At 43.6% G+C, this 21,551-nt stretch carries 20 protein-coding genes; 12 read left to right on the top strand and 8 right to left on the bottom strand.

Annotated features, from left to right (window positions below; genetic code table 11):
* Nucleotides 1–8: 8 nt before the first annotated feature.
* From DWX23_RS06355 to DWX23_RS06345, 3 genes are all read left to right on the top strand, one after another.
* Nucleotides 9–1,250 (top strand): hypothetical protein, encoded by a 1,242-nt coding sequence (locus DWX23_RS06355; protein WP_122373840.1) that lies wholly within the window; start codon nucleotides 9–11, stop codon nucleotides 1,248–1,250.
* 71 nt (nucleotides 1,251–1,321) lie between these two features.
* Nucleotides 1,322–2,011: a porin family protein gene (locus DWX23_RS06350; protein WP_122354373.1), complete on the top strand. Its 690-nt coding sequence runs from the start codon at nucleotides 1,322–1,324 to the stop codon at nucleotides 2,009–2,011.
* 148 nt (nucleotides 2,012–2,159) lie between these two features.
* On the top strand, nucleotides 2,160–2,621 hold the full coding sequence (locus DWX23_RS06345) for a hypothetical protein (protein WP_122373941.1): 462 nt from the start codon (nucleotides 2,160–2,162) through the stop codon (nucleotides 2,619–2,621).
* 67 nt (nucleotides 2,622–2,688) lie between these two features.
* On the opposite strand, the gene DWX23_RS06340 is transcribed toward DWX23_RS06345, so the two are convergent.
* Together DWX23_RS06340 and DWX23_RS06335 are read right to left on the bottom strand one after the other, a co-directional pair.
* Nucleotides 2,689–3,234 carry a hypothetical protein gene (locus tag DWX23_RS06340; protein ID WP_122373839.1) on the bottom strand — a complete coding sequence of 182 codons (546 nt, stop codon included), beginning with the start codon at nucleotides 3,232–3,234 and terminating at the stop codon, nucleotides 2,689–2,691.
* A gap of 112 nt (nucleotides 3,235–3,346) precedes the next feature.
* Complete coding sequence (locus tag DWX23_RS06335) at nucleotides 3,347–4,417, bottom strand: pilus assembly protein N-terminal domain-containing protein (RefSeq protein ID WP_122373838.1); 1,071 nt, start codon at nucleotides 4,415–4,417, stop codon at nucleotides 3,347–3,349.
* A gap of 243 nt (nucleotides 4,418–4,660) precedes the next feature.
* On the opposite strand from DWX23_RS06335, the gene recG reads away from it, so the two are divergent.
* From recG to folE, 7 genes are all read left to right on the top strand, one after another.
* Nucleotides 4,661–6,757: an ATP-dependent DNA helicase RecG gene (gene recG / locus DWX23_RS06330; protein WP_122373837.1), complete on the top strand. Its 2,097-nt coding sequence runs from the start codon at nucleotides 4,661–4,663 to the stop codon at nucleotides 6,755–6,757.
* A 208-nt stretch (nucleotides 6,758–6,965) separates the two neighbouring features.
* Nucleotides 6,966–8,222 carry a M23 family metallopeptidase gene (locus tag DWX23_RS06325; protein ID WP_122373836.1) on the top strand — a complete coding sequence of 419 codons (1,257 nt, stop codon included), beginning with the start codon at nucleotides 6,966–6,968 and terminating at the stop codon, nucleotides 8,220–8,222.
* 93 nt (nucleotides 8,223–8,315) lie between these two features.
* Complete coding sequence (locus DWX23_RS06320; protein WP_122373835.1) at nucleotides 8,316–8,861, top strand: DUF1599 domain-containing protein; 546 nt, start codon at nucleotides 8,316–8,318, stop codon at nucleotides 8,859–8,861.
* Nucleotides 8,862–8,864: 3 nt separating this feature from the next.
* Nucleotides 8,865–10,142, top strand: a complete 1,278-nt coding sequence (locus tag DWX23_RS06315; RefSeq protein WP_122373834.1) for a BT_3928 family protein — start codon at nucleotides 8,865–8,867, stop codon at nucleotides 10,140–10,142.
* A 38-nt stretch (nucleotides 10,143–10,180) separates the two neighbouring features.
* Nucleotides 10,181–10,936, top strand: coding sequence for a triose-phosphate isomerase (gene tpiA, locus DWX23_RS06310; protein ID WP_075555680.1), 756 nt, complete (start codon nucleotides 10,181–10,183; stop codon nucleotides 10,934–10,936).
* A 68-nt stretch (nucleotides 10,937–11,004) separates the two neighbouring features.
* A complete protein-coding gene (locus DWX23_RS06305) occupies nucleotides 11,005–11,508 on the top strand; it encodes an SPOR domain-containing protein (RefSeq protein ID WP_122354364.1) in 504 nt (167 codons plus the stop codon).
* Between the two features lie 44 nt (nucleotides 11,509–11,552).
* Nucleotides 11,553–12,146, top strand: a complete 594-nt coding sequence (folE, locus tag DWX23_RS06300; RefSeq protein ID WP_122373833.1) for a GTP cyclohydrolase I FolE — start codon at nucleotides 11,553–11,555, stop codon at nucleotides 12,144–12,146.
* Nucleotides 12,147–12,234: 88 nt separating this feature from the next.
* On the opposite strand, the gene DWX23_RS06295 is transcribed toward folE, so the two are convergent.
* The 6 genes from DWX23_RS06295 to DWX23_RS06270 form a co-directional block, all read right to left on the bottom strand.
* A complete protein-coding gene (locus DWX23_RS06295; protein WP_122373832.1) occupies nucleotides 12,235–12,936 on the bottom strand; it encodes a hypothetical protein in 702 nt (233 codons plus the stop codon).
* Nucleotides 12,933–14,474: an FGGY-family carbohydrate kinase gene (locus DWX23_RS06290; RefSeq protein ID WP_122373831.1), complete on the bottom strand. Its 1,542-nt coding sequence runs from the start codon at nucleotides 14,472–14,474 to the stop codon at nucleotides 12,933–12,935. The genes DWX23_RS06295 and DWX23_RS06290 overlap by 4 nt, the downstream gene beginning before the upstream one ends.
* Nucleotides 14,467–15,168: a deoxyribose-phosphate aldolase gene (deoC, locus tag DWX23_RS06285; protein WP_122373830.1), complete on the bottom strand. Its 702-nt coding sequence runs from the start codon at nucleotides 15,166–15,168 to the stop codon at nucleotides 14,467–14,469. The genes DWX23_RS06290 and deoC overlap by 8 nt, the downstream gene beginning before the upstream one ends.
* Before the next feature lie 4 nt (nucleotides 15,169–15,172).
* Nucleotides 15,173–15,943, bottom strand: coding sequence for an SDR family oxidoreductase (locus DWX23_RS06280; RefSeq protein WP_122373829.1), 771 nt, complete (start codon nucleotides 15,941–15,943; stop codon nucleotides 15,173–15,175).
* A 276-nt stretch (nucleotides 15,944–16,219) separates the two neighbouring features.
* The gene (locus DWX23_RS06275) at nucleotides 16,220–18,583 is read right to left on the bottom strand and encodes a hypothetical protein (RefSeq protein ID WP_122373828.1); all 2,364 of its coding nucleotides are present in this window, start codon (nucleotides 18,581–18,583) and stop codon (nucleotides 16,220–16,222) included.
* 26 nt (nucleotides 18,584–18,609) lie between these two features.
* Nucleotides 18,610–19,410, bottom strand: a complete 801-nt coding sequence (locus tag DWX23_RS06270; protein WP_122354357.1) for an IclR family transcriptional regulator — start codon at nucleotides 19,408–19,410, stop codon at nucleotides 18,610–18,612.
* Between the two features lie 401 nt (nucleotides 19,411–19,811).
* On the opposite strand from DWX23_RS06270, the gene DWX23_RS06265 reads away from it, so the two are divergent.
* Complete coding sequence (locus tag DWX23_RS06265) at nucleotides 19,812–20,834, top strand: sensor histidine kinase (RefSeq protein ID WP_122354356.1); 1,023 nt, start codon at nucleotides 19,812–19,814, stop codon at nucleotides 20,832–20,834.
* Nucleotides 20,831–21,526, top strand: coding sequence for a LytTR family DNA-binding domain-containing protein (locus DWX23_RS06260; protein WP_122373827.1), 696 nt, complete (start codon nucleotides 20,831–20,833; stop codon nucleotides 21,524–21,526). Before DWX23_RS06265 ends, DWX23_RS06260 begins: the two co-directional genes overlap by 4 nt.
* Nucleotides 21,527–21,551: the final 25 nt, after the last annotated feature.

Genomic DNA, 21,551 nt, shown 5'->3' with positions numbered 1-21,551 from the left:
TTAATGTAATGAATGTATTTAAATTGTGTGTTGCTATAGTCTCTTTGTTAGCTATAGTGTCCTGCTCTAATGAGGATTTGGGAAGTGTGTCTATTCCGGATCAAAATCTTAAAACGAAATCGGTAGGAAATATAGTTGAAAACTCGACAGTAGCTCAGTTGTTGGCATCTATAGAGATAGATCAAGCGATAATGAATGAAGTGAAAATTGGAATTGATCGGTCTGTAAATTATGGATTAGATGAAGAATATAGATTTGCAGATATGTTAAGTCCCTCTAATAGTAAGTTATGTCGTATGGGGAATACTTCAAGTTTAATACAAAAAATGAGTGATAAAATATCTCATTCATTATTAAAATCATCAATTTCTTCTTCTGATTTTTTTGAATACTTATCCCAAAATGATATTCAAATCTATTGGCCTTATTCAGAGGATTGGGATGGTGAGACATTGCCCGTAATTACATTTAATCCCGAAAATGGGAATGAAGATTGGAATTATGGTTATAAGCAAGTGAAGGAAGCTGATGGTACGATCAGTATTGATACAGTAATTGTAGATGAAGTATATGTTACGGAAAATCCAGTATGGATTATAAACAGGAACGAAACAAGATATGAAAATTTACCTGATTTTGAGAATGGTATATACGAAAAAAATGGAGTTGTATTTGATCAGCCTGTTGATACTAATATTATTCATCCGGAGCCACGATATATCATTTGGGAACCTAAGACTGATCCTGATTTGATATATACTTTTTATATTCAAAATATGAGGGTTTTTAAACAGTTAGATGGTGTATTGGCTGGAGGTTCTGAAATTGTTGTACGATGTGCATATCCCGAAATAGAGGGAGGAATGAAAGCTCCTGTAACAAAACTAAGAAAAACTTGGTCGCGAAAAGAAATATCTAAAAGTAAAATAAAGACATTCACAACCCCTTTGATAACCAGTTGGAGGCAAGAACAACTCCAATGCGGTTTGAAAATTATAGAAGAAGACAATGGCGATACTAAGAACTGGGAGTTTTCTTTAGGTATTAAGTTTAATGGGAAGGATTATGGGGTAAATGCAAAAATACCATTTCAAAATCATGATGATGAAATTGTCGAAACTATTTTGGATCGGGAATATATAAACTCTAGAAAAAATATAGCTCAAGTAAATACACCTGAATGGGGTATTTGGAAAATGTACTCTGAGAATGGAGTTGCTTATACTCTGCCAATTCTTACCGATAAATAAAATATAAACAGAATGCTATATCAATGATGCTTTTGGGTATCTTTGGGTATAGCATTTTAACATAAAAGGTTATGAAGATATTTTTCTGTATAATTTCTATTTGTATATTGAATTTTACATCACTGCATTCACAACTATCTGTATCACCCAATGTGGGGTTTAATATTTCTTCTTTATCCGGTATTGAGTCTTCTCAGTCTTTTATCTCTTATAATGTAGGAGTGTCTGCTTTGTATAATTTTTCTTCCTTTTGGGGATTAGAAAGTGGAATTTATATTACTCAAAAAGGGGCTAATAATATAAAAGGAACTATAAACATATCAGAATATCCGATAAATGCCGATTTGGTATCTATGGATTTGAAAACAACATATATGAAAATACCTTTGATGTTGTCGATAGGTCATTCTTTGTATAAAGACTTATCTATCCGGTTAAAAAGCGGGCCTTATTTTTCTTATGGACTTTCAGGGAAAGGTTCTATAGGGCGATTGGATAATACTTATAAGGCAGGTATAAGGCCTTTTGAATCTATCTCCTTTGAGACATCCTCTTATGGAAGAAAGGTTTTCCCTGGTATGAATCGCTGGGATATTGGTTGTAGTTTTAATATAGAATTAGTTATGTATGATTTACAAATAGGAGTATTGTATGATTTGGGAATTTCTAAATTATCAGATTTTTTTCCTATTAGAGGTGCTGATGATTTAAAAAACAGAACATGGAGTGTATATGTAGCCTATAAACTTCCTTTTCGTTGAATATGCGTATTCTTATATTATTTCTTTTCCTTTTGGTGATAATGAGTTGTCATACACAATTGAGAGGTAGTTTACTGATAGGGATAAATCTTCGATTGTAATATATCTGTATTTATCCCGTTTACACTTTGTAAATAAATGAATTATGATGAAAAAGACACTAGTATTAATTGTTATTGCATTGTTCTCCGTTTTTAATCATGTGCAGGCCGCTGATATAGAGGCACGTACTGGAATAATGGGAGGAGATGTATGGGGGCTTCATGCGGGAGCCTATATAAATTTTCCGCAATCAGCGTTATTTTCAATTCAGACCGGAGTGCTGCTGCATACGGCAAATAGATCGGCAATCGCTAATTCGAATACATGGGATATTGATTTTAATATCCCGGTTTATGCATCATTCCATATTCCATTAAGGGAAAAGGCAAATCTTCGTTTGAATGGAGGTGCTTATTTTGGTACGGGGTCGGAAGTTCAGGTAGGCGCCACGGCAGAAGTCGGAGTCGAAATGAAAAGAGTTTTTGTGGGTGTCAACTGCTTTCAGAATTGTATAAATGAACAGGAGTTCCTGTTTGGAATATCTGTCGGATACAAATTTAAGTTATAAAAAAAGCTGAGTATCTTACTGAAAATGTGAGATACTCAGCTTTTTTCTATATAATATTAATGTATTGTTATTCGTAGCTTTGTTGTGAATAAACTTCGAGCTTATGTTGCTTGCCGAGTTCTACAATTTTCCCGTAACTCGGTTGACTTGAAGTTTTTTCTTCTCTTTTAAGCATATACGTTAACGTGTATTTGCGGTATCCGTTTTCGGTGGATGTCATTAGCTGTTCGGAATATTCCTTGCGCCATTGAGCAAAATCGTTGTCCAACAGGTTTAATTTGTCTTCGATCTGATCCTTGTATTGGTTAAAGACAGTCAGAGCCTGCGAATCTGCATCTTTTTCCGCATCTTCTTTTGTATCTCCTTTTCCTGTAACTTCCCATTGTGAATAATCTGCAAATGTGTTATTGATTTGTATCCTGGCATTTTCCATCTTCTTGTCGATGGCGATAAGTGCCGGATCTGAATCACCTGTAGATTCTTTGCCTGTATAATCAACCAATAGAGAATAGGTATAGGTTACTTTCGTTTCATCAGAATCATTGCTGCAACCGTTAAAAAAAGTCAGTGTAAATAATAGACAGGTAATAATACCAGAAATACTCTTTTTCATATAATCAGAATCTTTTGCTTTATGAGGGGCAAAGTTATGAAAAATGTTGAAAAACTTGTACTTCTAAAAGAATTGAATGTAATACCCATAAATGATAACTGATAAATTTACATCATGGCCGGGCCGGTTCTGCATAAATTGCATATTGGGACCCATCTTCAAGCATCAACAAAACGAAATTGACACGTTCGGTCACCCAAATGGCACAAGGATAGTCACTGGGGTATTTTTTCTGTTCCGAAAACAGCTCATCATACAGTTTGAATATCTTCTGCTTTTCCTTTTGATCGTCATACGTAGGCTGGGAATAGAGTTTGCAGAAATAGTTGTAAAGCTCGTTGTAGCTTTGGATATTGTCCTCGTTGAAAACTTTCACTTCAACAGATGGAACAGTACCGTTCAGGCCGGATGTAACCATCAGGTCAGGGCTGCTGCCTAGTACATCGGCATATGATGTCCATGCCTGTGAGGTTTTTGTAATATCTGCCCAGTTATAACCCAAAAAATCCTTGTCATCAGTGATCGTTATATCAAGTGAGTCACGGGAAACCACCTTGTTCTCTTTCCATGCGGTCAGGTAGGCTTCATACTCGCCGGGAAATTTGAAACAGTGTCCCCATCCCATACTCAGATGGTCTTCATGGTAACCTTCATCTGCTTTGTGATGGAATACCTGATAACTGCCGTTCTGTTCCTTTACCGTCCAGACTATTGAATCGCATACGGCATCGAGTTCTTTTAATACTATCGGCTGTGTCCCTTCATTATAGATATAAAAATCCATAAGATCGAAAATGTTTCCTTTAGGCTGTTTTACGGCGATCCGCGGCATCGGATATTCTGTTACTTTCACCTTTATTGTGGCTGATTCTCCTGTTTCATGGTCGGTAACGATAATGCTGGTTTCGCCTTTCTGCTTGCCTGTGATTTCGATGGCAGCAGTGAAATTATCATGACTGCCCCATATGTAAGCGGCATCGATCAGTTCAGGATCGGCTATATTCAGTGTCGTGTTTTCATTGGAAATCAAATTGATGGAACTGCTGCGTCCTTGCATCACTTCACACGTGTTTTCGGATAATTCTAAGCGATATGCCGGTTCCGTGTTGTCTTCGTCATTGCAACAAACGAAACTGATTGTACATATGAATAGTAATAGTCCGAATAGATTCTTTGTTTTCATTGTATATTCTTTATGATTCTGTGTATATTTCTGAATGTCTTTTGTACGTCATTCACATGCATAAATTATTATATTTCTTTTTTGTAAGGTTGTAAATGTAGAAAATTAATTCGAGAACTTGAGTGAGGCTTAATTTTTTTATTCCTGAAGATCTGTTCAAAAACGTAATATCAATAATACGATAGCTGATAAATTTGCATGGTGACCATAAAAATAATAAATTCGCTGTCCAAATAGACAGATATGCTTGATTTAGACAAACGATCCCTTATGTATCTGCCGGGTGTAGGCCCGAAGAAAGCGGAGATATTACGGAAAGAGGCCGGGATATCTTCGTATGAGGATTTGTTGTTTTATTTCCCATATAAATATATCGATCGCAGCCGGTTTTATAAGGTTTCCGAAATAACAGGGAACATGCCTTATATCCAGTTGAAAGGACGTATCCTGTATTATGACACGGTGGGAGAAGGGCGGACCCGGCGATTGGTGGCAAAGTTTACCGATGGTACCGGAACGATCGACCTGGTCTGGTTTAAAGGTCTTAATTATGTGACTGATAAATATAAGACGGGGACTGAATATATCGTTTTCGGGAAACCCACCGAATTCGGGCACATCTACAATATTCCCCACCCCGATATCGACCCGGTGGATCAGGCAGACCAGGTGGCAGCCGGCCTGACACCTTTTTATAATACCTCGGAGAAGATGAAGAAATCGTTCCTCAATTCGAGGGCGATCCAAAATCTGCAATATACCTTGCTAAGTTCGTTGAACTGGAATCTACCTGAAACGTTACCGGCGGATGTCTTGTCGCGTATCCGGATGATGCCGTTGAATGAAGCGATCCGCAATGTCCATTTCCCTGAATCGACAGAGAAGCTGAGACTGGCACAGTTGCGCCTGAAATTCGACGAACTCTTTTTTATACAATTGAATATTCTCCGTACCGCCAGCTTGCGTAAGTTGAAATTGAAAGGGATTGTTTTTCCTACTGTCGGAGATTATTTCAATACGTTTTATAAAGACTATCTCCCGTTTGAACTGACCGGCGCACAAAAACGGGTGGTAAAGGAAATCCGTGCTGATATGGGAAGCGGACGGCAGATGAACCGCCTGTTGCAGGGAGATGTGGGAAGCGGAAAGACATTGGTCGCTTTGCTTTCTATGCTGCTGGCTGTCGATAACCATTGCCAGGCATGTATGATGGCTCCGACAGAAATACTGGCTACCCAGCATTATGCCACTGTCATGGAGTTTCTGAAAGATATGGATATCCGCGTCGCGTTACTGACCGGATCGACAAAAAAGAAAGAGCGTAACGCAATACTGCCGGCTATAGCCAGCGGCGAAATACAGATTGTAATCGGTACACATGCCCTGATCGAAGAGACGGTTGTTTTCTCTTCACTGGGATTGGCTATTATCGATGAACAACACCGTTTCGGCGTAGAACAGCGTGCCCGTTTGTGGAAGAAGAATGCTATCGTGCCTCACGTCTTGGTGATGACGGCAACCCCGATTCCCCGGACGCTCGCCATGACATTATACGGCGACCTGGATGTTTCCGTTATCGACGAACTGCCTCCGGGACGTAAGCCGATCCAGACCGTGCATCGCTACGACAATAAAAAGGCCCAGCTGTACGATTTTCTTCGGAAGGAAATTCAGTTGGGACGTCAGGTATATGTGGTGTATCCACTGATCGAAGGAAGTGAGAAGCTGGATTATAAGAATCTGGAAGACGGGTTCGAAACCTTTAAAGAGGTTTTCCCCGAATATAAGGTCTGTATGGTACATGGGAAGATGAAAGCGGCGGATAAGGAGACGGAGATGCAGAAATTCATAACCGGAGAAGCGCAGATATTGATGGCTACCACAGTTATCGAAGTGGGAGTGAATGTTCCAAATGCCTCTGTGATGGTGATCGAGAGTGCCGAACGTTTCGGATTGTCGCAGCTACACCAGCTGCGTGGCAGGGTCGGACGCGGTGCGGAACAATCCTACTGTATCCTGGTCTCTTCTTATAAACTAAGTAATGATACCCGTAAACGCCTGGAAATAATGGTGAACAGTAATAACGGATTTGAGATAGCCGAGGCTGACCTCCGCCTCCGGGGACATGGCGACCTGGAAGGGACACAGCAGAGCGGAGAGGGACTCGACCTGAAAATTGCAAACCTGGCAGCCGATGGGCAGATACTTCAATATGCCCGTGATATTGCGCTGGAAGTTCTTGACAAAGATCCTGAGTTACTGTCCGAACCTAACCGGATTTTGAACGAAAGGTTAAAAACGCTTTTTGCAAGAAAGATAAACTGGGGAATGATTAGCTGATATGTTGTGAAACATGTTTTCTTCTAAGTGGTTGTTTTTCAGTGAAATTCAATCGTGGTTTTGAATTTCTTCACTTTCATTGCGGAAATTTTTCCGGATTGAATTTTGTCAACTTGCTCAAAATAACGAACTTTGGTCGATTTGAAAAAAATAGGGTCTGTTTCAGGGCCTGTTTTACTCCTGGATTCCATTTCGAAAAATGATAAAAATGAAGATAAGAACACTACTTTTTATTTGTTGTACTACCCTTATGGTATCGGCCGTATCGGCTAAGGACCCTGAAGGGAAAGATACTCCAAAGCAGACTATACATATAGTAAAAATGGATAAACGCGTATCTGAACTGATGGCTGACCGGGTCACTATCCGTAAAGATATGGGTTTGAAAGAACTGGCAGAGATCAATGCCCGTGTTGATGAAACACTGGCGGATAAAGAATCCCTCCTGTTTCCGGCCGACGAGTTATACGGCTCGAACTGGGATACCCGTTGGGTAGATCCTTTTCGTGGTACTTCTAAGGTGGATATGCCTGATTCATGCGCTATAGATTGTTCGACATTCGTTCTTCCTATCGATACAATGACACGGGTTACTTCCAAATATGGTCCTCGCCGCCGTCGCATGCATAAAGGTATTGACCTGAAGGTTCAGGTAGGCGATACGATCCGTGCGGCATTTGACGGAAAGGTTCGTATCCGTAATTTCGAACGCCGTGGATACGGTAATTACCTGGTGGTTCGTCACCCGAACGGACTGGAAACAGTTTACGGACACTTGTCCAAATCGCTTGTCGATGTAAACGATATCGTACGCGCAGGTGATCCGATCGCATTAGGAGGAAATACCGGACGTTCTACCGGTTCTCATCTTCACTTTGAAACCCGCTTCCTGGGACAGGCTATCAATCCGGCCGACATTATTGATTTTGAAAACTCTGTACCTCATCAGGATACATATGTATTCCATAATATAAAGATTAACGGACGCAAGAGTAATATCTATACTTCCTCCAGTGACCAGATGGTTTATCACCGGGTAAAATCGGGCGATACGCTGGGTAAAATTGCCCGTATGTACGGAACAACCGTGAACGAACTTTGCCGTTTGAATGGAATCAAGAGTACCTCCACGCTTCGTTTGGGCCAGTCTATTCGTTGCAGTGCAGGCAGAAGTTCGAGCGTAGCTGCTAAAACGGAGGTAAAACCAGCTACTGAAAAAGCAGCAACAACGGTGGCAAAAGTGACTAAGACAACAACTGTGGAGGCTGTAACTCCGGTTGCTTCACTTACTGGAAATGCTCCTGCCAATCAGGATACAGAGGCTGTTTATCATCGTATCAAGAGTGGCGATACGCTAGGGGCTTTGGCTTCGAAATACGGAACAACTGTCAGCAAGTTGTGTGAAATGAACGGTATATCTAAAACAACAGTATTAAAATTAGGGCGTTCCATCCGCTGTAAATAAGTTATTTTTAAGATAAAGGAAAGGCACAGATGGAAACTACATCTGTGCCTTTGTTGTTTTTTTACTATCTTTGCGGCATAATATATTTAGTATATGGCTGATACGAAAGAACAGTTCGAGAAAGTGATCTCCCAGTGCCGGGAGTTGTTCGAAAAGAAGTTGAAAGATTACGGTCCCTCGTGGCGGATCATGCGTCCCCAGTCGTTGACCGACCAGATATTTATTAAGGCAAACCGTATTCGCAGCCTCGAGATCAAAGGGGTGAGCATGGTGGATGAAGGGATACGTCCGGAATTTGTCGCTATCGTGAATTATGGTGTGATCGGGTTGATCCAACTGGCCAAAGGCTTTTCGGATACCACGGATATGACGAACGAGGAAGCATTGGCATTGTATGATAAATACATTACGGAGACCAAAGAGTTGATGTATGCCAAGAACCATGATTACGACGAAGCCTGGCGCAGCATGCGTATCAGTTCCTATACCGACCTAATCCTGATGAAGATCTACCGTACCAAGCAGATCGAGAGCCACGGTGGTAAAACTATCGTTTCGGAAGGTGTGGATGCCAATTATATGGATATGATCAATTACGCCCTGTTCGGTTTGATCAAACTGGAATACGGCGAAGACTAATATATGAACTATAAAGAGACTGCAATAAAGATACTGACAGAGTGTAGCCGTCTGCTGATCGGAGTCGTATTTATTTTCTCCGGTTTTGTAAAGGCGGTCGATCCGGTGGGAGGTGCCATTAAGATAGGCGATTATCTGACTTCTTTCGGATTGGATATGTTGCAGCCTTTTACCGTCCTCGCTTCTTTTGCCCTTTCGGCTGCCGAGTTTGCAATGGGAGTCTGTATGCTTTTGGGAGTATATCGCCGCTATAACTCTTTTCTGGTCTTACTTTTCATGGCGTTTATGACGCCGCTGACATTATATCTGGCCCTGTTCAATCCGGTTTCCGACTGTGGTTGCTTCGGGGATGCGATCGTTATTTCCAACTGGGAAACCTTCTTTAAGAACCTGGTGTTGTCGGCTGCTGCTATCATGGTCTTTATGAACTGCGGCAAGATGTTCCAGTGTTTTACCTATAAGGTTTACTGGTTCGTGGCATTGTTCTCCTACTTTTTCTGTATAGGTTTTGCTTACTGGAATTACAATCATCTGCCGGTGCTGGATTTCCGTCCGTATAAGATCGGGGCGAATATACCCGGATTGATGTCTATTCCGGAAGGGGCGCCTGAAGACGAGTATAAGTACACTTTTGTCTATGAGAAAGAGGGAGTGATGAAGGAGTTTTCATTGGATAATTATCCTTCAGATGACAGTACCTGGACTTTTGTCGAATCGAAGACTGAACTGATAAAGAAAGGATATGAGCCTCCTGTGGCTTCCTTTAACATCTATGACGGGGAAGGCGACGACGTGACCGGCGATATACTGCATAACCCGCAACCGGTCCTTTTGCTGATAGCCCCGAAACTGGAAAAGGCAGACGACGAAAAGATAGATGAAATAAACGGCGTGTATGATTATGCGCTCGAACATGAATTGCCGTTCTTTTGCGTGACCGGTTCTTCTCCTGAAATGATCGACGAATGGAGCGACAATACCGGAGCCGAATATCCGTTCCGTATGGCAGACGAAGTGCTGTTGAAAACGATTATCCGTTCCAATCCCGGCCTGGTGCTGTTGAAAGACGGTACGGTGTTGGCTAAATGGCATTACAACGATATCCCCGATGAGGAACATGTAAAGTCCGTCATAGAAGAACATCTGAACCTGAGTGAAACAAAAGAAAAAGAAGATGGCTGGCTTGTTACCATCTTATCGACTTTTACCGTACCTTTGCTGCTCGTTTGGGTATATGACTTTTTCCGTTTCCGCCGGAGACGGAAAGTGATGGCAGAATAAAAGATTTTATTGTATTTATATATTTAATTAATTAAGTCATGAGAAAGAATATTGTTGCAGGAAACTGGAAGATGAACACTACTCTTCAGGAAGGCCTGGAATTAGCAAAAGGATTAAACGAAGCCCTGAAAGGCAAAGCTATCAACTGTGATGTAATCATCGGTACTCCGTTCACTCATTTGGCAAGCATTGCTGCTGCTATCGATACTGATAAGATCGGTGTAGCTGCTGAAAACTGCGCAGATAAGGAAAAAGGTGCTTACACTGGCGAAGTTTCAGCTGCTATGGTTGCTTCTACAGGTGCTAAATATGTGATCCTGGGTCACTCTGAAAGACGTGCTTATTACCACGAAACTCCGGCTATCCTGAAAACTAAAGTTGAATTGGCTCTGGCTAACGGTCTGACTCCGATCTTCTGTATCGGTGAAGTTCTGGAAGAAAGAGAAGCTGGCAAACATTTCGAAGTTGTAGACGCACAGATCAAAGAATCGTTATTCGATCTTTCTGCTGAAGATTTCGGTAAGATCGTATTGGCTTACGAACCGGTTTGGGCTATCGGAACAGGTAAAACTGCTACAGCTGAACAGGCTGAAGAAATCCACGCTCATATCCGTGCAACACTGGCTGCTAAATACGGCAACACGGTTGCTGATGATTGTACTATCCTGTATGGCGGTAGCGCAAATGCCGGTAACGCTAAGGAATTGTTCTCTAAACCGAACGTAGACGGTGGTCTGATCGGTGGTGCTTCTCTGGCTGTTGATAAATTCATGCCGATCGTTGAAGCATTTTAATGATATCATCCTGTAGGGAAGGAACATTTGTTCCCTCCCTCTCGATTTTAACACAAAAATTGATCACAATGAAGAATTTCCCTTGTATCGCTTTATTATTCATGTTGCTGGCCTGTGTGACCGGAGCGTCTGCACAGACAAGTACGGACGGATCTGCACAGACGATCTTTGACGACCTGCAAACATCGAAGCCGGGTAAAGGCGACGTGATTGTGAACCAGCCGGAGGCACTTCGTAAGATGATCGGCGTGCGTATGTACGGTGATAATGTCGAGAAGACGGACAGCACTGCTTTCCTGAAGATACAAGGATTCCGTACGCAGGTGTTTTCCGGTAATAGCCAGCGTAAGTCGAAAGATGAAGCGTTTGAGAAAGAAAAGATGATCAAGGAGCTTTTTCCGACTGTTCCGACTTATGTAACCTATACCGCTCCGTTCTGGAAATTGCGTGTAGGCGATTTCCGTTCACATGAAGAGGCTTATCATATGCAGCGCTTGTTGATGACTGCTTTCCCTTCATTCGGAAAAGAAATGTATATTGTAAAAGAAGAAGTAAGAATCCCTCTGAATTAATAAGTGCGGAAACCCTTTCGCATTCCATTATAGATAACACAGAAATGACAAAAGAAATAGATGCAAAGACTTTGGCGGAACGCGAAGAACTGGCGGGCCATTATAAACAAATACTTGGTTTGCTAGGTGAAGATCCCGAACGTGAAGGTCTGCTCAAAACGCCGGAACGTGTAGCCAAAGCGATGCAGTTTTTAACCAAAGGATACAACGAAGACCCTGCCAAAGTATTGGCTTCTGCCATGTTTCAGGAAGAGGATTACAAGCAGATGGTCATTGTAAAAGATATTGATTTCTTCTCTCTTTGCGAACATCATATGCTACCTTTCTTCGGAAAAGCCCATGTCGCTTATATCCCTAAGAAATATATTACCGGTTTGAGTAAGATTCCCCGGGTGGTGGATATTTTTGCCCGCCGTTTGCAGATACAGGAGCGCTTGACGATGCAGATCAAAGATTGTATCCAGCAGACACTCGATCCGCTGGGTGTAATGGTTGTGATCGAAGCACAGCATATGTGCATGCAAATGCGGGGGGTGGAAAAACAAAATTCCCTGACAACGACTTCAGACTTCACCGGTTTCTTCCAGCAGGCAAAGACCCGTGAGGAATTTATGAACCTGATCAAGAATAACCGGTAAGGTTTGTGAGGACGACTCACTGTCTCGTGTGAGAATGACTTACCGTTTTGTGGTGACCGTATAGAGTTATATACGGCCACCTGTTTGTTTAAGGGCGAAGCACATCTGTGAAAACGGCTTTCTGATTAGTGAATTTCAGTCCGTTCCCATCCTGATACGTTCCGAATTCAGAAATGATCGCACCGTTATCGCCTGCACGCAGGAAATGTGGGGAGAGAAGCTCTTTAAGCGGAAGGATATCGCCGACTTTCATATAAACGAAGTTGGAGACGGTGATGGCTTCTTTCTGACTTTCGGGTAATGCCGGTGGGTCGGGTGTCGGGTCGCCTATTCCGAAGTTATAAGCCGATCCGTTACGTACCATCCACGATTCGAACTTAGCCGGATATTCGGTGGTCGCTACGTGACGGTGTTCGGGGATCATCTGTCCGGGCAGCAGGTATATTTCGTGTCCGAAATGACGGTTGACAGGATCGTTTACCCAAAACACACCCGCCATGCCTGCATGTTCGAAATCTCCCAGGCCGAAGTCGGATATCCACATGTTCTCTTTCATGAAATCGGTAAAGGGAACTCCGTAAAACTCAAACATTTCGAGGTAGGCTTTCAGGGCAACCTCGCCATTGAACTTTCCGTCTACATAAAAATCCGCGTTGGTGTACTTCTTGGTAAATACCTTTTCTTTAATCTGTTCCATGTTGTCTTTACTTTTGTTTGTGTCGCATCCGGTGAATCCGCCTGTTAATAAGGCGGAGATCAACAGGGATACTGTGAATCGTTTTACATTCATTGTTCATTCATTTGTTTGTTAATACTGTTCAGGGAAGCTATATGATCGACAAGCGCCTTGAAGTTCGAGAGTGCTTGCCGGTAGATTGCCTGATGCCGCGGATCAGGCAGGAACCGGTGTTGTGTCTGATGCAAGCTGTCGATCCTGTCGTAACTGTTCCAAAGATCGGTTCCTTTCAGGGCTAGCGCGGCAGCTCCGAGTGAAGCGGCCTCCTGTCCGATATTCGTCTTTTCGATTTCCAGTTCGTAAATGTCGGCAAAGAGCTGCATCCAGAAATTACTTTTTGTACCGCCTCCGACGAATAGCATATCTGTGAATTCGGTATGGTATTTCCGGAACAGGTCCAGGGCGATGCGCAGGTTCAGGGCAATGCCCTCCATTGTCGCCCGGATCAGGTCGGCACGGGTGTTTCCTAATCTTAGTCCGGTGAAGGCACCTGTCATATCCGGACTAGGTTCGATACTCGATCCGCCTGCCAGACTGGGGTTGAACAGCAGGCCGTTCGATCCCGGAGCAGATGCTTCCGCCAGTTTATTCATGGCGGTGTAGGCATTTTCTCCCCCTTGTTCTTCGATCACCAGCAAATCGGGACAAAGGGTGTCGCGTACCCATTGCAGACTACTTCCTGCCGAGAATATGCAGGTTGCAGAGGCAAACATTCCCTTGATGACATGGGCGAAGACATACGGCTTTTTGTCGAAGTCCAACACCGGTTTTTCGGATATCAGGGCGATCCAGGCAGACGAACCGAGTGAGGTGTAAATCCGGGAAGGTTTGATGCCTTTGCTGCCCAGTGCCATGCAGGAGTTATCCACGCCGCCGCATATCACTTTGACATGTGTGGGTAAACCGGTTTCGAGAGAGGCTTCCGGGGTAATCGTGCCGATCACTGCGTCGGAGTCCAGTATTTCCGGGAAGAGGTCCGGACGGATACCTGAAGCCTGTATATATTCCTGTTTGTAATCCCATGCTTCCAGGTCGAAAACTCCGCTTCCGGATGCGTACGAATAGTCCGTGCAGAGTCTGCCGGTAAAGCGGTAATTACAGTAATCCTTGGTGCCGATCACCTTATCCGTTGCCGCGTACTGTTCCGGGAAATGTTTTTTATACCACATAATCTTAAAGATCGAGTAACATTCCGGCGGAAATCCGTTGCCGGTCGTTTCGTACCATTCTTTGTAATCGGTTCGGGAAAAGAATATTCCGGCTTCCTCCGTTGCCCGGCGGTCAGACCAGATCGGGGTGGAGGTAAGCAACAGGTTACCGTCTTTTCCTATCGGGACGACTCCGAGGCTGTGTCCGGAAATGGCCAGGGCTACGATATCGTTTTTATCGCATTTCGTCTTTTCCGACAAAAGCCGGGTGGAATGGATAATGGCCTGCCACCAATCGTCGGGCGCCTGTTCCTGTCGGCCGGGTTGCGGATAGGCGGTAGGATAGGGGATAAAGACGGAATGCAGTGTTTCGCCGTCCCGGTTGAACAGGGAGGCTTTTATTCCTCCGGTTCCCAGGTCGTAAGCTATAACTTTTTCACTCATGGGCTTCCCTGTTTATGCATTCTTCCATAATGTGGAGAGCCGATCTGTAACCGATGCCGAAACGGCTGACACCCAGCCGGTGCATTTCCAGAAGTGTGTCGAGTGTGCGGACTCCACCGGCTACTTTCAGCCGGATGGCATCTCCGACCATCTCTTTGATCAGGGCGATATGATGGAGCGTAGTAGCTCCCGCCCATCCCGTTCCGGTTTTGATATAATCGGCTCCGGCTCTCAGGATAAGGGTAGAGGCTATTTTTATCTCTTCGTCTGTGAGAAGAGCTACTTCCATGATCACTTTCAGCGGGAGGGGAGATACTTCTGCTTTGATCTGCCTGATCTCATCTTCCACTTCGGTCAGCATACCTGATTTTAGCTTGCCGATGTTCAGAACCATATCGATCTCGTTACAACCGGCTTTTTTCAGTTCCTGCGCCTGGAATAGTTTGCAGGTTGTTGTCTCCGCACCGGAGGGGAAGCCTACGACTCCGCCGATACCGGTCTGCGGATGGTTTTTCAATTTCTCAAAAACGAGAGGGAGCATGCCGGGCATGGGGAAGACACAGACGAAGTTATGCTTTATGGCCGCTTCGATAATGTCTTCCACATCCTGGCGGGTGGAATCTGCACGAACGGCACTGATGTCGATCAGGCGTGCAATTTCCCGGGAGGATATAATAGGTGTGTTAGTGTCCATGATATTATAAGCTGGTGTAACCGCCGTCGACAATTAAATCAGTTCCTGTCGTGTAGCGTGCGGCATCGCTTAACAGGTATAAGTAGGCTCCGACCAGGTCTTCGGGGACACCGAGGCGTCCGGCGGGTATTTTCGATATCCATCCTTCGTGCATATTCTTCATTTCGGCAACCAGTTCAGTCGCCATATATCCCGGACTGACACAGTTGACGCGTATATTATATTGGGCCCATTCCACAGCCAGCGCCTTGGTCAGCAGGAGAACACCGCCTTTAGAGGCACAGTAGTTGGCTATCGTTTGCGGCGTATTGATAATATGGGCAGACATCGAAGCCGTGTTTACAATACTTCCCGCTTTTCCTTCTTTGATCATTTGGCGGGCAGCAGCCTGTGCGGTTAGGAAAACTCCGTTCAGGTTGATGTCGACCACTTTCTTGAAGTCTTTGGAGGAGATCTCTTCGGCAGGATAGGTGTTTGCTATGCCGGCATTGTTGATGGCAAAATCGATGGTGCCGTACTCTTTGATAAATGTCTCCATCATCCGTTCGACATCTTCTGCATCTGTTACGTCGCAACGGATAGCGATCGTGTGTGCGGAATAGCGATCAGCCAGCTCTCCGGCTGTCTTTTCTGCTTCCTCGATGTCGATATCGACAATGGCGATCGAAGCACCCATTTCCGTAAATGCTTCGGCAAGGCATTTGCCAATACCTCGTGCGGCTCCGGTGATGAAGCCTTTTTTCCCTTTCAGGCTGAATAAATCAAGTGTTTTCATGGATATATGTTGATTAATTAATGGAAAATCAGAAAAGAGGTTACTGTGTTGCTCGTCAGACTATTGCAGTTTCCTAAATTTTTTTAATAAGGGAACTCCGGTCTCCACCGTAGGAAACGCCAGTTCCCTCGGCAGGAAATTACAGTTCCCCAGGCAGGAAACTGGAGTTTCCCAAGCAGGAGATTCTTGCGTATTAAGACAGCATATCCCTTTTCCTCCCGAAAGAGGAATGAATATTACAGTATCTCGAATGAAAAAGATAAGACCGGTCGCTTTTTACTTATCGTAAACCTTCCCGTCTTGTCCGATGATCGAACAGTTTTGTTGCTCGATCTTCAGTCGTTCCGCATATTTTCGCAGTTGCGCTTTATGCCGTTCGCAAGGAACAAGATCTTTTTCGATATCTCCGCGCGGAGTCGCTTTCAACCGTTTCTGTCCGGTACGGATAATTTCGACGGCACGGGTATATTTCTGTTTGTCGTTCCGTATCTTATCCAGGCATGGGCTGACTTCAGGACGGTCGAAAGAGATCTGTGCGGTCAATTTTCGCCCGTGGTTGTTGAGGTCCCAGATGTTCACCTCCGTCAGTTTTATTAATTCCTCGATCTCCTGGTTATATAACGGGCTTCGTCCGGCTAGTGTCGAGTCGAAAGCAGATTCGTATACCGGATAGTAGACGCCGTTCAGGTCCATCCAGGTGTAAAGAATCTCTTTTTCTTTGGGAGATAATTTGACTCCCTGATGGTTACCGTCGATAACTTTTGTCAGCTTGCTGGCATGCGCTCCCCAGGAATAAGGTTCTTGTATCGGGGCCGGTCCGCCACCGATGAGGGTGATCTCCTTCTTTACATATAAATTGACATAGGCAGCATTGAAGAATGGGTTCTTATCTTTTGCCAGTACGAGTTTATCGCGGTTTTTAGGATCGAAGTCATGGCAACGCACGCAATTTTTATCCAAAACAGGCTGGACCTCTTCCATGAACGAGAATTTTTTAGGCGCTTTTCCCATCCATCCGGTTAGTTTTACCGGTGCCTTTTTCAGAGCCAGCGGCTTAGGACCCATCGCGCTGGGCACGCTCAGGCGGTCTTCATGGCAACCGATACAACCGTTTATCTCTCCCGACATGACCATTGTGCCGCTTCGCATGGATTGGATCATCTTTTTATCTTTATCCAATAACTGGAAAAATACAAATGTTCCTGAAGGGACCTCGAAGTTGACCGAACCGTCTTCTTCGACCGGTACTTCCCCCAGAATACGTTTATTCTCAAAGCTATGCCAGTTGACTGCCGGCGCCTGTTCGCCCTGACCGCCCCAGCCGCTCTTTGTCCATGTTCTTTTTTCCGGGGATTCGATGACGCGTAGATATTTGGCGGTACCCGGTTCCACCCCTTTCATATGTGTTCCGTGGTAAACGTTCTGTACATAGAAAGTCCCCTTTTTGTCCGTATAATTTCTGTTGGAAGGAATTGTGTGCGGTTTAGGGCGCGGTTCGATGATCATCGGGTCAAAAAGGCTTCTGTTCCCTTCAACGATCAGCTCCTGTGTGCCGTCTCTCCCGACCAGGTAAATACCGGATTTGGAATCGACATGCATCCAGCCTCCGGGTTTAGCCCAGATGGTACGGGAAGTCAGGAAGAAGTTTTTATTTAAAGGATAAGGGTCTTCAAAGAAATATTCAATCCATTTGAAAGAGTCCAGGTCTCCTTTGTCGACGAGTTTCCGGCTTTCTTCCGGCCATATTTGTACGACCGGTTCCACTCCGTCCACACCCTTCTTCCGGTCTATAATGGCAAGGGCACCCCAGGGGCGGTCATGGCAGGAGCCGAAGATACAGATTACCTGGTCGGTTCCCGGTATCTGGCGTCCGTCGATCACACCTCCGGGCGATTGGGTATTATTTCCGTAATAGATGGAATGTTTGGTGCCGTCGGGATTGACGGTCCATAAACCCTGCGCATCTCCGAAGTTGCGGTCTACATATTCCCAGCGGTCATACAGGATCCTGCCATCGCTTAGCAGGGTAGAATGGCCTTCAAACAAAGTACTGACCCCGATCTGGGTAATGTTTGCCCCGTCTGCCTCCATCCTGTATAGATTACACATGATATGGCGGTTGCACATACAGTATTTCGGCTGGCGGGTGGAGCTAAACAGAATCCCTCCGTCGGGCAAGTATAAAGGATCTATATCCGACACCCCTTCGGCGAAGGTCAGTTGTTTTAATCCGCTGCCATCCGTGTTTATTTCGTAAATATGATAGAAATCGTCCTTGTTTTTCCGCATGGAGAAAATGATCTTTTTCCCGTCGAAAGATAATTCCGGATCACGTACAACTCCATCTTTCAGTTCGATCAGTGTGGTCGTATTCCCTGTGTTTACATCAAAAATACGCATGGCACCTCCCGGGAAGAAACTGCTTTCATTGATTTCCCCTTTCTGGAAAAGAGTGGCGGTATTGTGATGGTCCGGGGCATACTGTTCCCTTTCTATATACAATATTTGTTTTCCCGCCAATTGTTCTTTGGCCTTTGCGGTGAGTGTAATTTTCTTCGGGTCCATTTGTTCGGCGGAAAGTTGCATACTCCCTATGCAGACTGTCGCCAGAAAGATGATGAATTTGCTGTAGTTTCTCATGGTGTCCGTATTTAGAAAATGATGATTTATTTAGGAATATACCCCAGGTTTGCGGAGATGATGTTAGCTGTCCGGATCAGTTCTTTCGATGTTTCCGGGAATTTCTCTTTTTCCAACCGGCCGGATGGACCGGAAGTCCAGATGGTTGCTGCGATACTGCCGAATTGGTTGAATATGGGGGTTGCAATGCAATGAACGCCTGCCATTTCTTCTTCCAGGTCGACGGCATAGCCAACTTTTCTTATATGATTTATTTCTTTTCGCATCTGCTCTTCGTTGGCGATCGTACGCTTGTTGAAGACTGTATATTGAATAGTTTGCATCGCTTTCTCACGTTCTTCATCTGAAAGATAAGCCAGGAAAAGTTTGCCCGGTGCCGAGGCATGCAGAAAGAAACTTGTACCCGGGCGTAACAGGAAAGTGAAATTATGTGAGCCTAAAACCTGTTCGAGCAAGACGACCCGGTTCTCCATAAAGACACCCAACATAACACTTTCCTTGATCGTATCTCGCAAGGCACGCATCGGAGCCAGCGATTGTTCTACTATATTCGATTCGCCCAAAGCAGCCAGTCCCAGTTTCAGAAATCGTTTGGATAAGGAGTAGCGTTGTGTATCTGCATCTTTTGTCAGATATCCCATCCCCTGCATCGAATTTAATAACCGGTATATGGTTGTTTTAGGAGTATCCAGCAAATTTACAATTTCCTGCATGGTCAGGCCACTGGGGTAATTGACCAGAAACTCCAGTAGCTCGAAGCTTTTTTCAAGCATCGGGATATTGTATTTTGTTGTATTTTTCTCCTCTGTTTCTACCTGCGTGATCATGGTTGTTTGGATTGTTTATTGGTTTCTTATGTGGAACTTTGTTTCTTATTTGAAACAAAAGTAGGTTTTTCTCTGTAACGAACAATACTAATTTTGTTAATAAATAATATTATTTTTCCTCGTCATTGTAATTATTCATCTTTGTATACGACTGATGTAGTAAACAATACGATAACGAGTTAATAAATGCACAGCAACAAAAAAGGACTTCAGGAGTTGGAAGAATTTGAGAAAGAATAACCATTCGTCAAATAATTCTTACCCTTTGTCACAATAATTTCCCCACGTATCTCCACCCGTCTACTTTTGATACAAAAAGCAAAAGAGATAGGTGTTTTTTTGTAGCCGGTAGTGCTACATCGGAGTAAAAGAATAAATTTGTAGAAATAAAGCATACTGATATGAAATTGTTTCTTCGCTGGATGTATCCGTTGATTCTGGGTGTCGTCATGTTCAATACCATTCGGTTGGTTACTGATTTGCCGAATCATAATCCATTTTGGGCAGAGTCTAAATCACTTCATGTAATAGCATTATTAGTTTCCGTATTAGTGAGTTATGGATTTGATTTCAAAGGCCGCTATTATATGGAGAAGGTTAGGGCTAAAAGTTTTTCCGTAACACTGGAATATACTTTGTTGGTTGTGTATTTGTTTTTAAGTGTGAATCTGATTTTGTATGCCGGTGATTCTATAGGTATTCTATATATGGGCGATAAGCTTGCCGATTATGTGATCGCAAATGTCGTTTGTATATTGTATTTTTTCTTGTACTACATTCTGATTCGAAACGATAAGCTGGAGAAAGAATATAATCAGCAAACCTTACAGTTGGAGAAGATAAAAGTAGATCAGTTGGAGATCGAACTTAAATTTCTTCGGGCACAGTATCATCCTCATTTCCTTTTTAATGCTTTGAATACGGTCTATTTCCAGATCGATGAAAAGAATCCGATACCCCGGCATACATTGGAAATGCTGTCGGAGTTGTTACGGTATCAATTGTATGGCGGAAATCAACAGGTTCCGGTCCGGCGGGAAATCGATTATCTGAAAACTTATATGGATTTTCAGCGGCTACGGATGAGTAAACGGCTGGTGTTGGAAGTGCATATCGATGATAAGCTGAAAGATCAGGAAATTTATCCGTTACTTTTTTTACCTTTGATAGAGAATGCTTTTAAATATGTGGGCGGAGAGTATAAGATTAATTTGAATATGTCGCTGGAAGACGAAAAGATCATATTTTGTATCGAAAACTCCAAACCATTGAACCCGCCAGAAAAAACTGTCCGTAAAGGTATCGGTTTGGAAAATCTCCAAAGGCGGCTTGTCCTGTTATATCCGGATAAATACAGCCTGGAAATACAGGATAAACCATTTTGTTTTATTGCCCGATTGACAATTGAAACAGATAATGTATGAAAATAAAATGTATCATAACAGATGATGAACCCGTTGCTTGCCAAGGATTGCAATCATATGTGGAGAAAGTGGATTTCCTGACGCTGACAGGCGTATGTGAAGATGCCATACAGTTGAATACGCTTTTAAAGACGGAACAGCCTGATTTGCTTTTTCTGGATATCGAGATGCCTTATCTTTCCGGTCTGGATTTGCTGGCCACCCTGATAAACCCTCCGAAAGTAATCATCACTTCCGCCTATGAACAATATGCGCTGAAGGGGTATGAACTGGATGTGACGGACTATCTGCTGAAACCGATCCCTTTTGAACGCTTTCTGAAAGCAGTCAATAAGGTACATGCTCTTTTGCAAAAAGAGGTTCCTACCGAAGTGGAAGATTTCTTTTTTGTAAAGAGTGATAAACAAATGAAGAAAGTGTATTTTAAGGATATCCTTTTTGTAGAAGGGTTGGAAAACTATATAACGATCTACACCCCGGCAGAAAAAATACTTGTTCATTCTACGATGAAAAATATCATAAACTCTTTGCCGGGAGATCTCTTTATTCAGACCCATCGTTCGTATATCGTCAATGTGCATCGTGTTAATTTGGTTGAGGGAAATATGTTGAAGGTGGCAGGGCATGAAATTCCTGTTGCCCGTAATTGTCGGGAAGAAGTTTTTACCCGTATAATAAAAAATCCCCTATAGTTGTCCTAAATACCAGGGGGTAACA

This window comes from Parabacteroides sp. AF18-52 (genome assembly GCF_003479145.1).
GTDB classification, from domain to species: domain Bacteria; phylum Bacteroidota; class Bacteroidia; order Bacteroidales; family Tannerellaceae; genus Parabacteroides; species Parabacteroides faecis.
This window is presented reverse-complemented; position numbering and strand designations above follow the sequence as displayed.

What these genes read in the sequence shown, in the direction of transcription:
- DWX23_RS06355 (WP_122373840.1), top strand. Translation starts at nt 9, where the DNA reads ATGAATGTATTTAAATTGTGTGTTGCTATAGTCTCTTTGTTAGCTATA.
- DWX23_RS06350 (WP_122354373.1), top strand. Translation starts at nt 1,322, where the DNA reads ATGAAGATATTTTTCTGTATAATTTCTATTTGTATATTGAATTTTACA.
- DWX23_RS06345 (WP_122373941.1), top strand. Translation starts at nt 2,160, where the DNA reads ATGAAAAAGACACTAGTATTAATTGTTATTGCATTGTTCTCCGTTTTT.
- DWX23_RS06340 (WP_122373839.1), bottom strand. Translation starts at nt 3,234, where the DNA reads ATGAAAAAGAGTATTTCTGGTATTATTACCTGTCTATTATTTACACTG.
- DWX23_RS06335 (WP_122373838.1), bottom strand. Translation starts at nt 4,417, where the DNA reads ATGAAAACAAAGAATCTATTCGGACTATTACTATTCATATGTACAATC.
- recG (WP_122373837.1), top strand. Translation starts at nt 4,661, where the DNA reads ATGCTTGATTTAGACAAACGATCCCTTATGTATCTGCCGGGTGTAGGC.
- DWX23_RS06325 (WP_122373836.1), top strand. Translation starts at nt 6,966, where the DNA reads ATGAAGATAAGAACACTACTTTTTATTTGTTGTACTACCCTTATGGTA.
- DWX23_RS06320 (WP_122373835.1), top strand. Translation starts at nt 8,316, where the DNA reads ATGGCTGATACGAAAGAACAGTTCGAGAAAGTGATCTCCCAGTGCCGG.
- DWX23_RS06315 (WP_122373834.1), top strand. Translation starts at nt 8,865, where the DNA reads ATGAACTATAAAGAGACTGCAATAAAGATACTGACAGAGTGTAGCCGT.
- tpiA (WP_075555680.1), top strand. Translation starts at nt 10,181, where the DNA reads ATGAGAAAGAATATTGTTGCAGGAAACTGGAAGATGAACACTACTCTT.
- DWX23_RS06305 (WP_122354364.1), top strand. Translation starts at nt 11,005, where the DNA reads ATGAAGAATTTCCCTTGTATCGCTTTATTATTCATGTTGCTGGCCTGT.
- folE (WP_122373833.1), top strand. Translation starts at nt 11,553, where the DNA reads ATGACAAAAGAAATAGATGCAAAGACTTTGGCGGAACGCGAAGAACTG.
- DWX23_RS06295 (WP_122373832.1), bottom strand. Translation starts at nt 12,936, where the DNA reads ATGAATGTAAAACGATTCACAGTATCCCTGTTGATCTCCGCCTTATTA.
- DWX23_RS06290 (WP_122373831.1), bottom strand. Translation starts at nt 14,474, where the DNA reads ATGAGTGAAAAAGTTATAGCTTACGACCTGGGAACCGGAGGAATAAAA.
- deoC (WP_122373830.1), bottom strand. Translation starts at nt 15,168, where the DNA reads ATGGACACTAACACACCTATTATATCCTCCCGGGAAATTGCACGCCTG.
- DWX23_RS06280 (WP_122373829.1), bottom strand. Translation starts at nt 15,943, where the DNA reads ATGAAAACACTTGATTTATTCAGCCTGAAAGGGAAAAAAGGCTTCATC.
- DWX23_RS06275 (WP_122373828.1), bottom strand. Translation starts at nt 18,583, where the DNA reads ATGAGAAACTACAGCAAATTCATCATCTTTCTGGCGACAGTCTGCATA.
- DWX23_RS06270 (WP_122354357.1), bottom strand. Translation starts at nt 19,410, where the DNA reads ATGATCACGCAGGTAGAAACAGAGGAGAAAAATACAACAAAATACAAT.
- DWX23_RS06265 (WP_122354356.1), top strand. Translation starts at nt 19,812, where the DNA reads ATGAAATTGTTTCTTCGCTGGATGTATCCGTTGATTCTGGGTGTCGTC.
- DWX23_RS06260 (WP_122373827.1), top strand. Translation starts at nt 20,831, where the DNA reads ATGAAAATAAAATGTATCATAACAGATGATGAACCCGTTGCTTGCCAA.